This window comes from Isoptericola sp. NPDC055063 (genome assembly GCF_053608125.1).
The window spans coordinates 23,254-39,417 of record NZ_JBSGUW010000003.1; the positions used below are offsets into that span (position 1 = coordinate 23,254).

Below are 16,164 nucleotides of genomic sequence, written 5' to 3' on the forward strand. Positions count from 1 at the left end.
TCTTTTCTTGCGCTGACCTGCAGCTTTGCTCCCACCGTCCGTGGACACGGATGGACACCAGAGCCCCCGAATGGCCGTTCATTCCCCCGCCACACCCCCGCGGGGGAATGGCGGAGCGCCCCCACCTTCCTCGCGGGAGGGGGTGGCAACGGTGGCCGGTAAGCGTTCCTTCGGCGAGCTCGAGGCTCGTCGGAGCAAGACCACCCACAAGGTCATCAGCTGGCGCGCGCGGTACATCGGCCCGGACGGTGCCCGGCACTCGCGGGTCTTCGGCGACCGGATGGCCGCCGAGTCCTGGCTCGTCGACGAACGCCGGCTCATCGACCGCGACGAGTGGCTCCCGCCCGACCGGCGCGACGCCGCCGTCGAGCGACTCACGCTGAGCGAGTGGGCCACCGAGTACATCGAGGGCCGCACGCTGGCGCCCGGGACGCTGCGGGACTATTCGCGGATCCTGCGGGTGCACATCGACCCGACGATCGGTACCAAGTACCTGGACGAGGTCACCGTGGCCGAGGTCGCGGCCTGGCACGCGAGGTTGAAGAAAGACCTTCGGGCGCGAGCCCGGAAGGCGAACCGGGCGACCGACGGCTCGGGAGAGGCCGCACAGACCTACAAGTTCCTGTCGGCCGTGTTCAAGGCGGCGATCGCCCGCGGGCTCATCGACGCCTCGCCCGCACGCGTTGTCGCCGGCGGCCGGCACAAGCGACAGCGGCAGCCGGTGCTGCTCAGCGCGGCAGAGGTCCAGGCGCTCGCCCAAGCCCTGCCCGAGCACCTGCGGGCGCTGGCCGACCTGTTGAACTGGACGGGGCTGCGGATCGGCGAGGCCCGGGCGCTGCGGCGGCGGGACGTAGACCTGCGCGACCCGGCGTCGGCGTCCGTCAGTGTGGCGCAGAACGTCTCGCAGGGCGGCAAGGGCATCAACGCCGTCGTCGGACGGGTGAAGACGGACGCGGGCTACCGGACGGTGGCAATCCCGGAGGAGCTGGCGCTCGTCCTGCAGGCCCACATCGAGCGGTTCGCCCAGCCGGGGCGCGACGGGCTGCTGTTCCCGGGGCGTTCCGGGGGAGTCTTGCCCGAGGGCACCTGGCGGTACGCGTGGATCCGCGCGCGCGAGAAGGCGGGGCTACCGGATGTGCGCACGCACGACCTGCGGCATACCAGTCTGACCATGGCGGCCCGGGCCGGTGCGACTACCGCCGAGCTGATGCACCGCGCCGGGCACTCCGAGGCCCGGGTGGCGATGATCTACCAGCACGCCGCCGCCGACCGGGACCGCATGATCGCCGAGCGTATGGCGGCCATGGCTCGCGAGGACGAGCTGGCCGCGCGTCGTGCGCGCGGTGCGGCGTCGGGGTGATGAGGCTCGGCGCCGAGAGCCCTGCCGTGCTGTCGTAGCCGGGGTCCACCCCTGACGACGTGTGCACACCTGAGTCGTGACGGCGGCGCGAGCGCGTCGCCCGGGGAGGAGCGGAACCATGCGATCGACAGGCATCCAGAAGCGGACGCGGAGCCACGGGAAGCTCGTCGCCCTCGCCGACGCGGCAGAGGAGTTCAGCGTCTCGGTGAAGACGATCCGCCGTCGCATCGCCGACGGCACCGTCACCGGCTACCGCGTCGGCAGGCTCATCCGCGTCGACCTCGACGAACTGCGCGAACGACTCGCCGTGACCATCCCGGCCACGAGGGGGCGACTCGGGGCGTGACAGCGGGCCGTGAACGTCCGCGTCTCGCGACGCTGATCGGGTCTTCGCGGACACGGAGCGCGCGTTCGGGACGCGAAAACAGTGAACATGCAGGTCCCACGGTGGTGCGGAGTCACCACCACCGTGGGGTCCCCGCAAATCGCGGGGCCGGGGAGGTCCCGCGGGGGGCTTCCGTGTCGTGCCGCAGAACCGCGACGGTGGTGCCGAGCCGGCACCACCGTGGTCTCCGCCTGGTAGAACGGGGCCCCGCGGTGGTGACGAGTCATCACCACCGTTCTTTCCGGCGATAGGACTCCGGACCGGCATGCGAGCGAGGACCCGGCGAGTGCCTGGGGCCGCTCGATCACCGCGATGGTTCGCTCCATGCAGCGGATCGTCCCTCGAGTGCGTTACCGAGAACGTACGGGGTGGCGACCCCGTACGCACCCCGTACGCACCCCACGGGCCGACGTCTATGCAGGTCAGGGTGCGTACGGGGAGAACTCAGTGCGGACATTCCTCGAGGTTCGGCAGACCGAGCAAACGTGCGACGGAAGCTAGGACCAGGGCCAGGTGGCCCATTGCGACTCGGAAGTCTTGAGGACTTTCAGCACTTCCGCTCGGGCAAGAGGGGGCGAACGCTGGAAGGCCGAGGCAATCCGAGGAGCACTCCATGGGCGAGGCAGCACCTGTCGCACTGACGTTTCTCGGTGCCGCCGGCACGGTCACGGGGAGTCGCTTCCTGCTTGAGCGTGGCGATCGGCGGCTCCTGGTCGACTGTGGCCTCTACCAAGGTGAGCGGCAGTGGCGGCGGAAGAACTGGGATCCCTTCCCCATCGCGCCAGAGACGATCGACGGCGTCGTCCTCACGCACTGCCACCTGGATCACTGCGGGTACCTGCCGGTGCTGGTCCGGGACGGGTACCGAGGCTCGATCTGGATGACGGAGGGCACTGCTGCGCTCACCGCGATCGTGCTGCGCGACAGCGGGAACCTGCAGGAGCGGGACGCGGCCCTCGCACGTGCCTCAGGCTGGTCCCGCCACGACCCGCCGCTTCCGCTGTACACGGTGGCGGACGCCGAGCGAGCGATCGGCCGGTTCGAGACGGTGCCGTTCGACGTCGACGTGGACCTGGGCGAGGAGTTCGGCATCAGGCTCGTCCGCGCTGGCCACGTCCTGGGCTCGGCCAGCGTGCTCGCCCACGTCGGGAACTCGCGTGTCCTGTTCTCCGGCGACCTCGGGCGGACGCAGCATCCGGTGCTGCGACCGCGCGCCGAGCCGCCGTCGGCGCGGACCGTGGTGATCGAGTCCACCTACGGCGACCGCGAGCACGCCGACCCGGTGCAACCGCACGCGGCGTTCGCTGACGCCGTCCGGCGCACGATCCGCCGCGGCGGAGTGGTGCTCGTGCCCGCGTTCGCCGTCGACCGCACGGAGCTGGTGCTGCACGCGTTGTCCACGATGGTCCGCGAGGGGCAGATCCCCCCTGTCCCGGTGTACGTCGACAGCCCGATGGCGCTCGCGGCCCTCGACGTCTACGGGCGGGCAGGGGTCGCCGGCGAGCTGCGCCCGGGCGTGTCGAGCCTGGTCGACCTCCCGTCGTTGCACGCCGCGCGCACCCCGGACGAGTCGAGGGCTCTCAACTCGCCGGCGCAGCCCTGCATCATCGTCTCCGCGTCGGGCATGGCCTCCGGGGGACGCGTCGTCCACCACCTGCGCCACCTGCTCCCGGACCGCCGGAACTGCGTCGTGCTGACGGGCTATCAGGCGGTCGGCACCCGCGGCCGGATGCTGCACGACGGTGCCCGCGAGCTGAAGCTGATGGGCCGGTACGTGCCGGTGCGGGCGGAGGTCGTCGAGGACGAGGAGTTCTCCGTCCACGCCGACGCGGGCGAGCTCGTCGGCTGGATCAAGCAGATGCGGGAGCCTCCCGACGTCGCCTACGTCGTGCACGGCGAGGCTCGCGCGTCGGCGCCCCTGGCGGAACGGATCCGCGACGAGGTCGGTTGTGTCGCCGTCGTGCCCCGGCTCGACGAACGGGTCCTGGTGGACTGACGGAAGGCGACCTGGCGTCGTCCCGCACGCGATTCGTCGGCAGCGTTGGTGGCCGTCATGGCACCGGGGTAGAACGGGGGCATGGGGCCGGTGCGGGTGTATCTCCTCGACGACCACGAGCTGGTGCGCCGCGGGCTGGAAGGGCTGTTCGAGGCGGAGGGCGGCTTCGAGGTCGTCGGTGAGTCGGGCTCGGCCCGCGAGGCTCTCCAGCAGATCCCGCGGTGCCGGCCGGACGTGGCGCTCCTCGACGTGCGGCTGCAGGACGGGTCCGGCATCGAGGTGTGCCGGGAGCTGCACTCCACGATGCCCGAGCTGCGTGCCCTGATGCTGACGTCGTACGACGACGACGAGGCCCTGTTCTCGGCCATCATGGCGGGGGCGTCCGGATACCTGCTGAAGGTGATCACCGGTTCGGACGTGATCGACGCGGTACGGCGGGTCGCCGCGGGGCAGTCGTTGATCGACCCGGCGCTGACGTCGCGGGTCCTGGAGCGACTGCGCGCTGGTCCCGCGGAGGCGCCGGCCCTGGCGGCCCTCAGCGACCAGGAGCACAAGGTGCTGACCCTCATCGCCGAGGGGATGACCAACCGGCAGATCGGGGCCCGGATGTTCCTGTCCGAGAAGACGGTGAAGAACTACGTCTCGAACATCCTGACCAAGCTCGACCTCGAGTCCAGGACGCAGGCCGCCGTCCTGGCGACGAGGCTGCTCGGAGGCACACCCGAGAGGTGACCGTCCTGACGCGCCCACCTGTCAGGACGAACGGGGCGGCGTGGCGATCGGGACGCGCCAGGTCAGGACGCTGCCGTGCGGCTCGCCGGCGGTGATCTCGAAGGTGCCGTCGAGCTCGGCGGCGCGCTCGGCGAGGTTGATCAGGCCGCTGCGCGCCTCGGCCGGGTCGAAGCCCACCCCGTCGTCAGTGACGGTGCAGGTGAGCTCACCCGGCGCCGCAGTGACGCTCACGCGCACGGTGCTGGCCGAGGCGTGCCGGGAGACGTTGGAGAGGCCCTCGCGCAGCACGGCGACGACGTGATGGCGCAGGGCCGGATCGACCAGCGTGTCCACGGGGCCCTCGATCCGGAGCACGGGCTCGGGGTCGAGGACGCGTCCGTACTCGGCAACGACGGCCTGGATCTTCGCGCGCATCGAGTGCTGCTGGCGCTCCGACGGGCGCAGGTCCGCGATCGACTGACGGACCTCGCGGATCGTGGCGTCGAGATCGTTCGTCACCGTGCGCAGCCGCTCCCGGACCTCGGGCGGCGACTGCCGCTCGACGGCCTGCAGCTGCAGGCCCAGCGCGAAGAGGCGCTGGGTGACGCCGTCGTGCAGGTCGCGCGCGATCCGGTTGCGCTCGGCGAGGACGGCGATCTCCTGCTGCATGGCCCTCGTGTGGCGCCGTTCCAGGACCAGGGACGCCTGGCCGGCGAAGTTGGCCACGAAGTCGAAGTCCTCGCCGAGTTGTTCCGCGTACGCGCGCTGGGGGAGCACGATGACGAGCGCGCCGCGGGTCATGGTGTCGAGGGACAGCCGGGTCATGACGGCGCTGCCGTCACCGGGGAGCTCGGCCCAGCGGGTCTGGCTGCTGGCCATGGCGAGCATCAGGGCCGGGTGCAGGTCGGCGAGCGTGCGACGGGGGTCGCGGCTCAGGTCTCCGGCCGCGGCGCGGACGGTGAACGTGCCGAGAGCCTCGGGCGCGGGGTCGGGGGCGATCGCCATCGCGGTCGTGCCGCCGGACGCGCGCAGGGCCGCACGGAGGACGGCGTCGACGGCCTCGGTGGTGTCCGCCGCCCGCAGCACCTCCGACGGGGTCGCCGCCGCGGCCTCGAGCCAGCGTGCGCGGCGCTCCGCGGTCATCAGGAGCCGGGCATGGTCGATCGCGAGGCCCGCGAGACCCGCCAGCGCGGTGACGGCGTGCTCGTCGTCGGCGGTGAAGGTGGGGCCCGTGGTCTTGTCCGTGAGGTAGAGGTTGCCGAAGACGTGCCCGCGCACCTTCACGGGCAGGCCGAGGAAGGTCGTCATGGGCGGGTGCCCGGGTGGGAAGCCCGACGACGACGGGTGGCGCGACAGGTCGTCGAGCCGGAGCGCCTCCTGGTGGACGATGAGGTGCCCCAGGAGGCCGCGGCCCGTGGGCAGGTGCCCGATCCGCGCGCGCTCCTCGTCGGTGACGCCCTCGGTGACGAACTCGACGAGGTGGCGGCGGGACCGTCCGATGACGCCGAGGGCCCCGTAGCGTGCCCCGGACAGCGTGCATGCGGCCCGCACCACGCCGAGCAGGAGGTCGCGCAGGTCGAAGTCTGCCGCGACGCCGCTGACCGCCTGCAGGACGGCGTCCTGCACCTCGGCCGAGGTCTTGTCCACCTCTCGAGCGTAGGGCGCCCGAGGTTCGACGGCGCTCCCGGGCGACATCCGGTGGGCGGCGGCCCTCGGTTCACCCGGTCTGGACATCGCGTCGCGCGAAGCGGAGCGTCCCGGCAGCGACGCCGGCACCGGCGACGGCGGCCATGAGCACCAGCGGCGTCCACGTGAGCGGCTCGTACGGCTGGTAAGGCGTCGCCGAGAAGGGAAGGGCGTCCAGCACCCAGGCGGGCAGGGCGTCACCCAGGATCATGGCGAAGAAGCTCGCCACCAGGATGCCCCAGGTGAAGGGGACTGAGAACCGGGGTGCCCAGCCGAAGAGCGCGACGGCGAGCCCGACGTACACCATGACCGCGGGCCAGTACGCAAGGGCGGCCAGCGCGAACCGTCCCGCCTGTTCGGGATCGCCGAGCGGCCCGCCGTGCTCGAGCCCCAGAACCCCGCCCGCGGCCGCGAGGAGGACTCCCGCGCCGAGCACGGGGATCAGCAGGTGCTGCAGCGTCCATCCGATCCGGGATAGGGCGCCCGCCAGCTGGATCTCGGCGAACCCTGCGGCCTCCTCGGAGCGCAGGGTGACGGCGGACTGGATCGCGAAGACGGTGACGACGACGGCGAGCATCGCCACGAGGAGGGCGAGCAGCGCGTCCACGCCCGTCCCGCGGGCGACGTCCGCGATGGCGCCGCCCGAGTCGGCGAAGAGGTCCGTCATCGCCTCCGCGACGGAGCCGAACATCGCGGCGGCGAGCAGCACGGTCGCCGTCCAGCCGAGCAGGGGGCCGCGCTGGAGCCGCAGCGCCAGCCACAGCGGCCGCGCCCAGCGCGCCGGAGCGCCGCCGGGCCCGCGCCGCTCTGCCAGGACGCCGCGCCCGTGGTCGCGGCGGGCCTCGACGCGGACCGAGACCACGAGCAGCGTGGCGGCGAGGGCGAGGAGCAGCGCCAGGGGCCACCACCGGTCGCCGCCCCACGGCCGCATCTCCTGCGCCCACCCGATGGGGGAGGCCCAGGTGAGGGTGCCGTCGCCGAGGTCGCCCGCCATCCGCAGCAGGTAGCACCCGCCGAGCACGGCGGAACCCAGGGCGTTGGCGGCGCGCGACGTGGTCGCGACCTGGCCCGCCAGCGCTCCCACGCCGACGCCGAGCAGCCCGACACCGCTCACGGAGGCGCCCAGCACCAGGGACCCGGCGACACCCGCCCCCTCGGGGTCGAGCCCGCCGAGGATCGAGGCCGCCGCCACGCCCAGGCCGACCGCCACGACCAGCGCACCGGTGACGCCCCAGCCGGCGACCGAGCCGGCGTGCACGCCGAGCACCCGTGAGCGCAGCAGCTCGGTGCGGCCGGCCTCCTCGTCCGCGCGCCCGGCGCGGGTGACGAGGAACAGGGCGCCGAAGGCCAGCGCCAGCGCGGTGGTCATCCAGATCTTGGTCCACACCGCGCCACCGAGCGTGGCGGGCGCGGCGGCGAGCCCGGTGAGCGCCCGGACGCCCGGGGTGTCGCTGATCGTCGCGAAGTCGCGGAGCGCCTCGGGCGTGCCGAGGAGGTCGCGGTAGTAGGCGCAGACATAGGCGAACATGCCGACGAGCACGAGCCACCACGCGGCCAGCCGCACGCGGTCCCGGCGCACCCGGAAGCGCACCATCGTCGCGAGCCCGGCCAGCGTGTCTTCGGGCACCTGTCGGGCGTGGGCGGCGGTCCGGTCGCGGCGGGGCGCGGTCGTGGCGGTCATCGTCTGCCTCCCGCGCCGAGCGCGGCGAGCTCGTCGTCGTAGTGGCTGAGGAACAGCTCCTCGAGCGACGGGGGGTTCGCCACCAGGCCGCGCGGGTGCAGGGGTGCGAGCGCCGCGAGCACGCGCGGCAGGTCGGCGTCGTCGACCGCGAAGCTGACACGCCCGTCGGCCGTCGCCAGGTCGTGGATGCCGGGGATGACCGTGAGGCGGCCCGCGCCGCCGTCGAGCACGAGGCTCACGCGGGTACGGGTCAGGTGCCGCAGCTCGGCGATCGTCCCGGACTCGACGGTGGCCCCGTCGCGGATGATCGTGACGCGGTCGGCGAGGCGTTCCACCTCGGGAAAGAGGTGGCTGGACAGCAGCACCGACCGCCCCTCGGCGCGGACCTCTCGGACGGAGGCGGTGAACGCCGCCTCCATCAGCGGGTCGAGGCCGCTGGTGGGCTCGTCGAGCAGCAGCAGCTCGGCGTCCGACGCGAGGGCCGCGACGAGCGCGACCTTCTGCCGGTTGCCCTTGGAGTAGGCGCGCGCCTTCGTGGTGGGGTCGAGCTCGAACCGCTCGAGCATCTCCTGCTTGCGGCGGGGGTCCAGGGGCCCGGACAGGCGGCACAGGATGTCGATCGCCTGACCGCCGGTCAGGTTGGGCCATAGGGTGACGTCGCCCGGGACGTACGCGACGCGCCGGTGGAGGCGCACCGCGTCCGTCCACGGGTCCCCGCCGAGGAGGTCGACCCGCCCTGCATCGGCGTGCAGCAGGCCGAGCAGGATCCGGATGGTGGTGGTCTTCCCCGACCCGTTGGGGCCGAGGAAGCCGGTCACCTGCCCGGTGGGGACGACCAGGTCGAGGCCGTCCAGCGCTCGGACGTGCCCGAACGACTTGGACAGGCCCTCGACCCGGACGGCGGGCCTGGAAGGGCTGCCGGTGGTCATGGCGTCCTCACACCAGGATGGGCCAACGCCGAACCAGCGCCGTGCTCTGCCACCACGCTCCGAGCCCGAGCGTGCGTCCGGCGTCGCCGAGAGCGAGCGCGACCAGGACGAGCGCGTAGATGAGGTGGTCGTCCATGAACGGGTTGTTCGCCGGCGGCAGGACGGCCGACCACATGAGGACGAGCATGAGCGCGCCTGCCACGGCGGCGATGCGCATCCCGATCCCGAGGATCAGCGCGAGCCCGATGCCGAGCAGCCCGATCATGAAGACCCAGTCGACCCACGCCTGGCCCGCGAGGCCCTGGTAGAAGTCGGCGAAGGGTCCGGCGGTCGCGTTGCCCAGGAAGCCTGCGGTGGGCTGACCACCGTCGAGCCAGGCGCCCTCGGGAGGGGTCTCGTGGCCGAGGCCGAAGAGCTTGTCGAGGAACGCCCACAGGAAGACCCACCCGAGGCAGATACGGATGACGGCGCTTACGTACCGCAGGGCCGTGCGCGACCCGGGCGAGGTCTCGGCCGCGGTCTCGACGGTGGTGCCCGGCCGTGCAGGGGCCGGTGACGACGCGCCCGCGTCGTGACGGTACTCGAACGTGCTCATGATGACGTGCCTCCAGATGACAGGCCGCCGACGGATTCGGCGGCGAGGGGTGGGGAGAGCGGACTGTCGGAGGGGGAGACCTGCGCCTGTGCCGCGACGGCGGGCTCGCGGGACGCCTCCATGGGCGGACGGGGCGGGATGACCTCGACGGGGCACCGCGCGTGCTGGAGCACGGCGCGCGTCACGCTGCCGAGCGCGGCCGCGATCATGCGCGAGCCGAGGGCACCGTGCCCGTGACGGCCCATGACCATGAGGTCGGCGCCGGCCGAGTGCCGCACCAGGGTGTCGGGGATGTTGGCGTACTCGAGGTGGAGCTCGAACGGCACGTCGGGGTGGTCGTGCGCGGCCGCGTCGACGAGGCCGTCGATGATGCCGTGGGCCTGGATGCCCCACTCCTCCTGGACCGACCACTCGTCGACCAGGTAGCTGTAGAACGGGTCCAGGCGCCAGCAGTGCACGATCTCCAGCCGGGCCTCCCGCTCCTCGGCGACGGCGAACGCGTGCGCGAGCACGTCGGCCGAGCATCGCGAGCCGTCGATGGCGGCGACCACGCGGTGCGCGTCGGCCTCCTGCACCCAGTCGTGGGGCACGCTCACCACGGGGCAGACGGCGCGGGACACGACGCCGAAGGTCGTGCTGCCGGTGAACATCCGCTCCAGCAGCGAGGACGAGCGGTGCCCGAGGACGACGAGGCGGGAGCGCTCCGCGGCGGCGACGAGGAGGTCGACCGCCGGCCCGAGCGCGACCTGGAGGCGGACGGCAACCTTGCCGCTCGAGAGGTCCTCGACGACCTCCCTGGCCTCCGCGAGGAGCTGGTGCCCGACGTCGACCAGAGGCTCGCCGCTGATGAGCGGGAGCATCGGCCCGACCGGGACGATCTCGTGGACGGCGTTGATCAACCAGAGGGGGCACCTCTCGCGCTCCGCCCGTCGGACCGCGTACGCCAGGGCACGCGAGGCCTCCGCCGACCCGTCGATCCCGACGACGATCGGGCGGTCCGGCGCGGGGCCGCCCGACGCGCTGCTCCCCGAGGCGTGGACCTCCGGGGTGGTGCCGGGAGTGGTGCCCGTCGTGGTGCCCATCGTGCGCTCCGTTCCGTGACGTTGGCCGCGGGGTTGCTGCTTCCACGGTTCTCCGTGTCGTGACGGACCGGCAGTGCCATGCGCCACCTGAACTGGGGGCCATTGGGCACCCGTGCCCGGGATCGAGACCGTCGCCCGAGCTCGGGTACCGGGTGACCAAAGACCCCGTCGGCCTGGGTCGAGTGGTCCCGCCGCCGCCAGGGGCGGACGGTCAGGCGTCGGGGGCGACCGAGTCCTCGACGGTGCGGCGCAGGGTGTGGCGTGGCGTGGTCCCGTACCCGAGGCGCATGAGCATCTGCGGCGGGGCGTCGAGCGAGAGCGCCTGGCGCAGGTCGTGCCGGGTGGTCGGGTTCTCCAGGACCGTGGTCGCGAACGACGCACGCACGAAGTAGGTGGTGGCCACCAGCAGCAGGCGCTCGAGCGCCTGGCCGGCCGCGATCCAGTCACGGGGCGTGTCCCCGGCGGTCAGGAGGACCGCCATCGTCGACCGCTGCTCGAACTGCGCGTTGCCGGCGCTGGCGAGGAACCGGCGTACGGGGGAGCGGTCGTCGAACGTCCAGGGGCCGAGCATCTCCTGCGGGATGCCGTCGGGGCGGTCGGGCGCGACGGCGGTCCACGCCCTCTCCTCGCCTCGGGCGGCCGGGTCCTCGGCGGCCAGGGCCTCGGCGCGCCGCACCAGCGACATCACCTGGTCGCGCGCCGGCTCCGAGGGCTGGATCAGGCGGAGCACGGCGCCCTCGTCGTGGGCGGCGATCTGGATGGCCTGCAGGACGTCCGCGTCCAGCGGCTGGTCGTCGAAGGGGCTGCGCGTCGTGACGCGGCGGGCGATCGCCACCGCGAGCTCCAGCTCGTCGATGTCGGGACCCGGACCCGGCCGCAGATCGATCTCCGCGACGAGCAGGTGGTCGTCGGGGTCGGGCAGCACCGTGACCACGGGCAGCAGCGACTCCCGTCGGGCGGCCAACCGGGCGTTGAGGACGAACGCCCCGCAGCTGATGAGCATCTCCCGGCCCTGCGGGTCGGAGTGGCGCAGCTGCCGGGACGGGTCGGCGCGCACGACGACGCGGTTGCCGCGCACGCGCACCTGCCATGGCTGCGTGTTGTGCACGCTCGGTGCACGATCGGCCGCCCTGAGGATCCGCTCGATCCGGGCATCCAGGAGCTCCATGAGCTCACCTCCCTGCAGCGGGGCCGACGGGGAGCAGCGGCGCCACGTCCACAGTAGACCGCGAGCAGCACGTGGCCGGGTAGGGCAGGACGTCCTCCCTCACCGGGTCCATCGGTCCTGGACCTTCGCCTCTGGCCAGCCACGCGCACGCCCCCGCACGGTGGGCACGGGGACGTGATCGCACGGTCGACGCGTGCCAGGGACGATTCCGGAGGTGATTCCCCGTGGGGACGACGAACGAGCGCATCGCGCGGATCATCGGCGCGGGCACCCGAGCGCCGAGCGTGCACAACACGCAGCCGTGGTCGGTCCAGGTCGACGACGAGCGGCACCTGACGGTGCGTGCCGACCCGTCGCGGCAGCTGCGCCACGGCGACCCGCAGGGCCGGGAGATGTTCATCAGCTGCGGAGCGTTCCTGATGAACCTTCGGGTGGCTGCGGCGCACGAGGGACTGGACGCCCACGTCCAGCTCGCACCGGACCGGCGCGACCCGTGGCTGGCCGCTCGCGTCATCCTGAATCCGTTGGCCGCGCCGGGCTTCTTCGACGCGAGCCTGTACGCCGCGATCACGGTGCGCCGCACGGCGAGGGGAGCGGCAGCGACGCGGCCCTTGGACCGTGCGGACCTGGAGCTGTTGCGTCGGGCCGTGGACCTCGAGGGCGCCGGCGTCGTCTTCCTCGACCCACGGGTCGTGGCCCGCGGTCATCTCGTGTCCACCATGCGCCGGGCCGAGGCGCTCGCGGTGCGCGACCGTGCGCCGCTGGTCGAGGAGCGGTCGTGGCTCGGGGTGTCGCGCGAGCGCACTGACGGCGTTCCCGTCGCGGCGATGGGCGGATGGTTCGACGAGCCGATCGTCGACGCGCACGCGGTGGTGCGTGACGACGCCGACGGCGCGCGGACCTTCGAGGGCAACGTCACAGCCGCGATCATCACGACGCTCGGCGACGGGCCGTGCCACTGGCTCGTCGCCGGGCAGGCGCTGGAGCGCATGCTCCTCGTCGCCGCGACCCGTGGCGTCCAGGCCTCCTTCGCGACGCGGGTGCTGGAGAACCCCGCGACGCGCTCGGAGCTGGAGGACGCCTTCCATCTGGAGTCCCGCGCGCAGATGCTGCTGCGCTTGCGCTACGGCGCGGGTGCGCCGTCCACACCGCGCCGCGACGTCGACGAGGTGACCGGAATGGCCCCGGTCGGGGACGGGTACGCCGCGACTCCTGCCCGAGGACAGCAGCCGGCCGAAAGGAGCCCGGCATGAACGACAGCACGGTCGACACCACCGGGGGAGGCGACGCCGGAGCCGGCCGCGACACCTGGACGAGGGGCGTGGTCGTCGGCGTCGACGGCTCGGCCGAGGGCTATCGCGCCTTCGACTGGGCCCTGGCCGTCGCGGACCGGCACCACTCCCTGCTCACCGTCTCGCACGCCGAGCCGCTCCCCGTCGGGCCGACCGTGCCGTTGCCGACCTACGACCGCGCGCCCCTGCACGACAGGGGAGACGAGATCCTGCGCACCGCTCTCGCGCGTGCGGGGAACCGGCCACCAGGGGCGAAGGACGTCGAGGTCTCGGTCAGCATCGGTACCCCCGCCGCCGTGCTGACGGCGCTCTCCGAGGACGTCGACCTCGTGGTCGTGGGACGCCGTGGGTCGGGCGGGTCGGCTCATGCGCTGGGATCGGTGTCCGCCGCGACCGCCGCCCGTGCCCGCGGGTCCGTCGCGGTGATCCCCGCCAGCACGGTGGGCACCCGACCGAAGCGTGTCGTCGTCGGGGTGAGCTTCGAGCACGACCTCACCACGGCCCTGACCCTGGCGTTCTCCGAAGCACGGCATTGCGCTGTCCCGGTGAAGCTGGTGCACGCCGTCCAGCCGCTGACGCCGATCGCCTCCCAGAGCGGCTCGGCCGGGACCGAGGAGCTCTACCGAGAGCTCCAGTCGCTCCTGGACCGGTGGACGGCCCGGTACCCGTCGGTCACCGCAACGGTCGAGCTCCGCGGCGGTGAGGCCCCCGAGCTGCTGCTCGCCCAGGTGACCGCCGCCGACATGCTCGTCGTCGGGGGACGCCGCCACTCGCGACTCGTGGGCAGGCTCCTGGGCTCGGTCCCCGACGTCCTGCTCGCCGACGCGACCGGCGCGGTCGTCGTCGCCCATGCGCCCAGGCTGGACCCGGGTCCGCACGAGGAACCGTCGTGAGCACGACAGGGCGCGGACGCCCATGAACGCCTGGACGACCGGCCACGCACCAGGAGAGCTCCTGCGGTGCGACCTCGACAAGCCGTGGCCCGCCCCGGACGAGGTCCTCGTGCGGGTCGAGGCGTGCGGGGTGTGTCGGACCGACCTGCACGTCGTCGACCGCGACCTGCCCGTGCACCGCCGTCGGGTCGTGCCGGGACACCAGGTCGTGGGCACCGTGGAGGTGTCCGGACCCGCGGTACGGACCCTGGCCCCGGGAGACCGCGTCGGCATCGCGTGGCTCCGACGCACCTGCGGGGTGTGCCGATGGTGCCGGGAGGGGCGGGAGAACCTGTGCCCCGACTCCGAGTACACCGGCTGGGACGCCGACGGCGGGTTCGCCGAGTACACCACGGTGCCGGAGGCCTACGCGTACCCCCTGCCGCCGACCGTCGACGCGGTGGCGACCGCCCCGCTCCTGTGCGCGGGCATCATCGGCTACCGTGCGCTCGCCCGCGCGAACCTGCCGCCCGGCGGCCGGCTGGGCGTCTACGGCTTCGGCTCCAGTGGCCACGTCACCGCGCAGATCGCGCTCGCCCAAGGCGCCCGGTTGTCGGTCATGACCCGTGGCGAGGCCAGCCGGGACCTCGCGCGTGACCTGGGCGCGGACTTCGTCGGCGGCGCCACGGACGCACCACCGACGAAGCTCGACGCCGCCATCGTCTTCGCACCCGCAGGGGAGCTGGTACCCCACGCGCTGCAGGCCACCGCGGCCGGGGGAACGGTCGTGCTGGCCGGGATCCACATGAGCGACGTCCCTACGATGGCCTATCAGGAGAACCTCTTCCACGAGCGGGACCTGCGGACCGTCACGGCGAACACCCGTGCCGACGGCGCGGCACTCCTGCGGCTTGCCACCACGCTGGGAATCGCCCCCGTCGTGACGACCTTCCCGTTCTCTCGCGCGGACCAGGCGCTCCGAGCCCTGCGGGCGGGCGCCGCCGCCGGTTCGCTCGTCGTCACGCCAGGTTGATCGGCAGGCTAGGTCCTGCTCCAGGTCTCGGCCGCCGCTCGTCCGAGGGCCTCGCCCCAGACCTTGGCGCGCGTCAGCTCCTCGGGCAGAAGCGGGCCTTCGGTGTCGGCGACGTAGAAGGACTCGGGCTCGGCGATCGTCCTGTGGCCGTGACGGTGCAGGGCTCGGGCGGCCGCATGGGCGGCGGATCCGGGCAGGTGCTGGACCGCCCTGGCCCGGGTGTCGAAGGTCGCGTAGACCCGGTCGGCGTGGTCGGCCGGCAGGAGGGAGATCCACTCGCGGATGCCCACCGACTCGTGCGGGGCGGTACCACCGCGCTCCTGGGCGTCGCGGCGGGTGCGTTCGCGGCTCATGCTGAAGGCGTGGGTAGGCCCGCCGACGACGACCAGGGTCACGTCGTCCGACGCCGCAACCGGCGCGTCCGCGACGGACACGACCCGCACCCTGGTGTGGCGGGCGACGCCGTCGGCGACGGCGCGGGCGACGGCCTCGGTGTTGCCGAAGCTCGTCTCGAACACGATGAGCGCAGACATGGTGATCACGGTCCTCCGATCGGGTGCTTCTTCCGTGCCCAGCAGAACGCTCCGATGCGCATGCCCGGAAGTGGCCGTCGTCCCGAGCGGGCGAGACCAAGGTCCCCACGCCTCCGGGCCGGTGGCCCCTGCCTGCGGCCCGCGGGGCGCGACCATGCTGGCGAGACGGACGGCACCTCGCGACGCCGTCCCCGGACGCCAGGGAGGACCGAGTGCTGGCCGCCGACATCATGACCACTGCCGTAGACACGATTCGTCCGGACGCCCTGGCGGACGATGCCCTGCGCATCCTGGGAACGCACGCGATCACCGCGCTGCCCGTCGTCGACGATCGCGGCCGCCTCGTGGGGATCGTCAGCGAGGGCGACCTGCTGGCCGGAGGCGTCGCCCGTGATCCGCGGTCGACGCTGCGCCGGGACGACGGGGTGGCCGCCGCACTGCCGCTCCCCGTCGTACGGGTCGGCGACCTCATGACCCGACCGGTGGTCACGGCCGTGCCGAACCAGGACGTCGCGAGCCTCGTCGGTGCGATGCTCGCCCGTGGCATCCACTCCGTCCCTGTCGTCCTCGGGGCGCGCGTGGTCGGCATGCTCAGCCGCAGCGACGTCGTGCGGGCGCTGGCGCGCACCGACGCGCAGATCGCCGCCGACGTCACGGCACAGCTTCGGGGCGCGGGCCTCGACGACTGCGAGTGCGTCGTCCGCGAGGGAACGGTGCGGCTCACGGGCGGATCCCTAGCGGACCGGCGGCTGGCGGTGTCGCTCGCCCAGGTGGTTCCGGGGGCGCGGGCGGTGGTGGCGGTCGACCGGACCGCCGGTGGGTAGCGTGCGCGCTCGGCGCG

General features: G+C 73.2%; 15 protein-coding genes. 8 read left to right on the forward strand and 7 right to left on the reverse strand.

Annotated elements, in window-relative coordinates; genetic code table 11:
* Positions 1-151: 151 nt before the first annotated feature.
* The 4 genes from ACWF41_RS04035 (at position 152) to ACWF41_RS04050 (ending at position 4,473) form a co-directional block, all read left to right on the forward strand.
* Positions 152-1,360, forward strand: coding sequence for a tyrosine-type recombinase/integrase (locus ACWF41_RS04035; RefSeq protein WP_380323342.1), 1,209 nt, complete (start codon positions 152-154; stop codon positions 1,358-1,360).
* A 118-nt stretch (positions 1,361-1,478) separates the two neighbouring features.
* Entirely contained in the window at positions 1,479-1,706 is a 228-nt protein-coding gene (locus ACWF41_RS04040) for a helix-turn-helix domain-containing protein (RefSeq protein WP_380323339.1), read from the forward strand.
* A gap of 652 nt (positions 1,707-2,358) precedes the next feature.
* Positions 2,359-3,741, forward strand: a complete 1,383-nt coding sequence (locus ACWF41_RS04045) for an MBL fold metallo-hydrolase RNA specificity domain-containing protein (protein ID WP_380323336.1) — start codon at positions 2,359-2,361, stop codon at positions 3,739-3,741.
* 81 nt (positions 3,742-3,822) lie between these two features.
* The gene (locus ACWF41_RS04050; protein ID WP_380323334.1) at positions 3,823-4,473 is read left to right on the forward strand and encodes a response regulator; all 651 of its coding nucleotides are present in this window, start codon (positions 3,823-3,825) and stop codon (positions 4,471-4,473) included.
* A 21-nt stretch (positions 4,474-4,494) separates the two neighbouring features.
* On the opposite strand, the gene ACWF41_RS04055 is transcribed toward ACWF41_RS04050, so the two are convergent.
* The 6 genes from ACWF41_RS04055 to ACWF41_RS04080 all read right to left on the reverse strand — a co-directional run bounded on the left by ACWF41_RS04055 (position 4,495) and on the right by ACWF41_RS04080 (position 11,593).
* Positions 4,495-6,099, reverse strand: coding sequence for a GAF domain-containing sensor histidine kinase (locus ACWF41_RS04055; RefSeq protein ID WP_380323331.1), 1,605 nt, complete (start codon positions 6,097-6,099; stop codon positions 4,495-4,497).
* 70 nt (positions 6,100-6,169) lie between these two features.
* Positions 6,170-7,819 (reverse strand): ABC transporter permease, encoded by a 1,650-nt coding sequence (locus ACWF41_RS04060; RefSeq protein WP_380323328.1) that lies wholly within the window; start codon positions 7,817-7,819, stop codon positions 6,170-6,172.
* Positions 7,816-8,748: an ABC transporter ATP-binding protein gene (locus tag ACWF41_RS04065; protein WP_380323325.1), complete on the reverse strand. Its 933-nt coding sequence runs from the start codon at positions 8,746-8,748 to the stop codon at positions 7,816-7,818. The genes ACWF41_RS04060 and ACWF41_RS04065 overlap by 4 nt, the downstream gene beginning before the upstream one ends.
* Before the next feature lie 7 nt (positions 8,749-8,755).
* On the reverse strand, positions 8,756-9,343 hold the full coding sequence (locus ACWF41_RS04070) for a DoxX family membrane protein (RefSeq protein ID WP_380323323.1): 588 nt from the start codon (positions 9,341-9,343) through the stop codon (positions 8,756-8,758).
* Positions 9,340-10,425: a universal stress protein gene (locus ACWF41_RS04075; protein WP_380323320.1), complete on the reverse strand. Its 1,086-nt coding sequence runs from the start codon at positions 10,423-10,425 to the stop codon at positions 9,340-9,342. Before ACWF41_RS04075 ends, ACWF41_RS04070 begins: the two co-directional genes overlap by 4 nt.
* A gap of 211 nt (positions 10,426-10,636) precedes the next feature.
* A complete protein-coding gene (locus ACWF41_RS04080; protein WP_380346810.1) occupies positions 10,637-11,593 on the reverse strand; it encodes an Acg family FMN-binding oxidoreductase in 957 nt (318 codons plus the stop codon).
* 224 nt (positions 11,594-11,817) lie between these two features.
* Here ACWF41_RS04080 and ACWF41_RS04085 point away from each other — a divergent pair, with 224 nt between their 5' ends.
* From ACWF41_RS04085 to ACWF41_RS04095, 3 genes are read left to right on the forward strand one after another with little or no spacing between them, the layout of a single operon-like run.
* Positions 11,818-12,846 carry an Acg family FMN-binding oxidoreductase gene (locus ACWF41_RS04085; protein ID WP_380346812.1) on the forward strand — a complete coding sequence of 343 codons (1,029 nt, stop codon included), beginning with the start codon at positions 11,818-11,820 and terminating at the stop codon, positions 12,844-12,846.
* Positions 12,843-13,778 (forward strand): universal stress protein, encoded by a 936-nt coding sequence (locus tag ACWF41_RS04090; protein ID WP_380316524.1) that lies wholly within the window; start codon positions 12,843-12,845, stop codon positions 13,776-13,778. Before ACWF41_RS04085 ends, ACWF41_RS04090 begins: the two co-directional genes overlap by 4 nt.
* Before the next feature lie 22 nt (positions 13,779-13,800).
* Positions 13,801-14,790, forward strand: a complete 990-nt coding sequence (locus ACWF41_RS04095) for a zinc-dependent alcohol dehydrogenase family protein (RefSeq protein WP_380316527.1) — start codon at positions 13,801-13,803, stop codon at positions 14,788-14,790.
* 8 nt (positions 14,791-14,798) lie between these two features.
* Here ACWF41_RS04095 and ACWF41_RS04100 read toward each other — a convergent pair whose 3' ends face one another.
* Entirely contained in the window at positions 14,799-15,323 is a 525-nt protein-coding gene (locus tag ACWF41_RS04100; RefSeq protein ID WP_380316530.1) for a flavodoxin family protein, read from the reverse strand.
* 212 nt (positions 15,324-15,535) lie between these two features.
* On the opposite strand from ACWF41_RS04100, the gene ACWF41_RS04105 reads away from it, so the two are divergent.
* On the forward strand, positions 15,536-16,147 hold the full coding sequence (locus ACWF41_RS04105) for a CBS domain-containing protein (protein ID WP_380316533.1): 612 nt from the start codon (positions 15,536-15,538) through the stop codon (positions 16,145-16,147).
* The last annotated feature ends 17 nt before the right edge of the window (positions 16,148-16,164 follow it).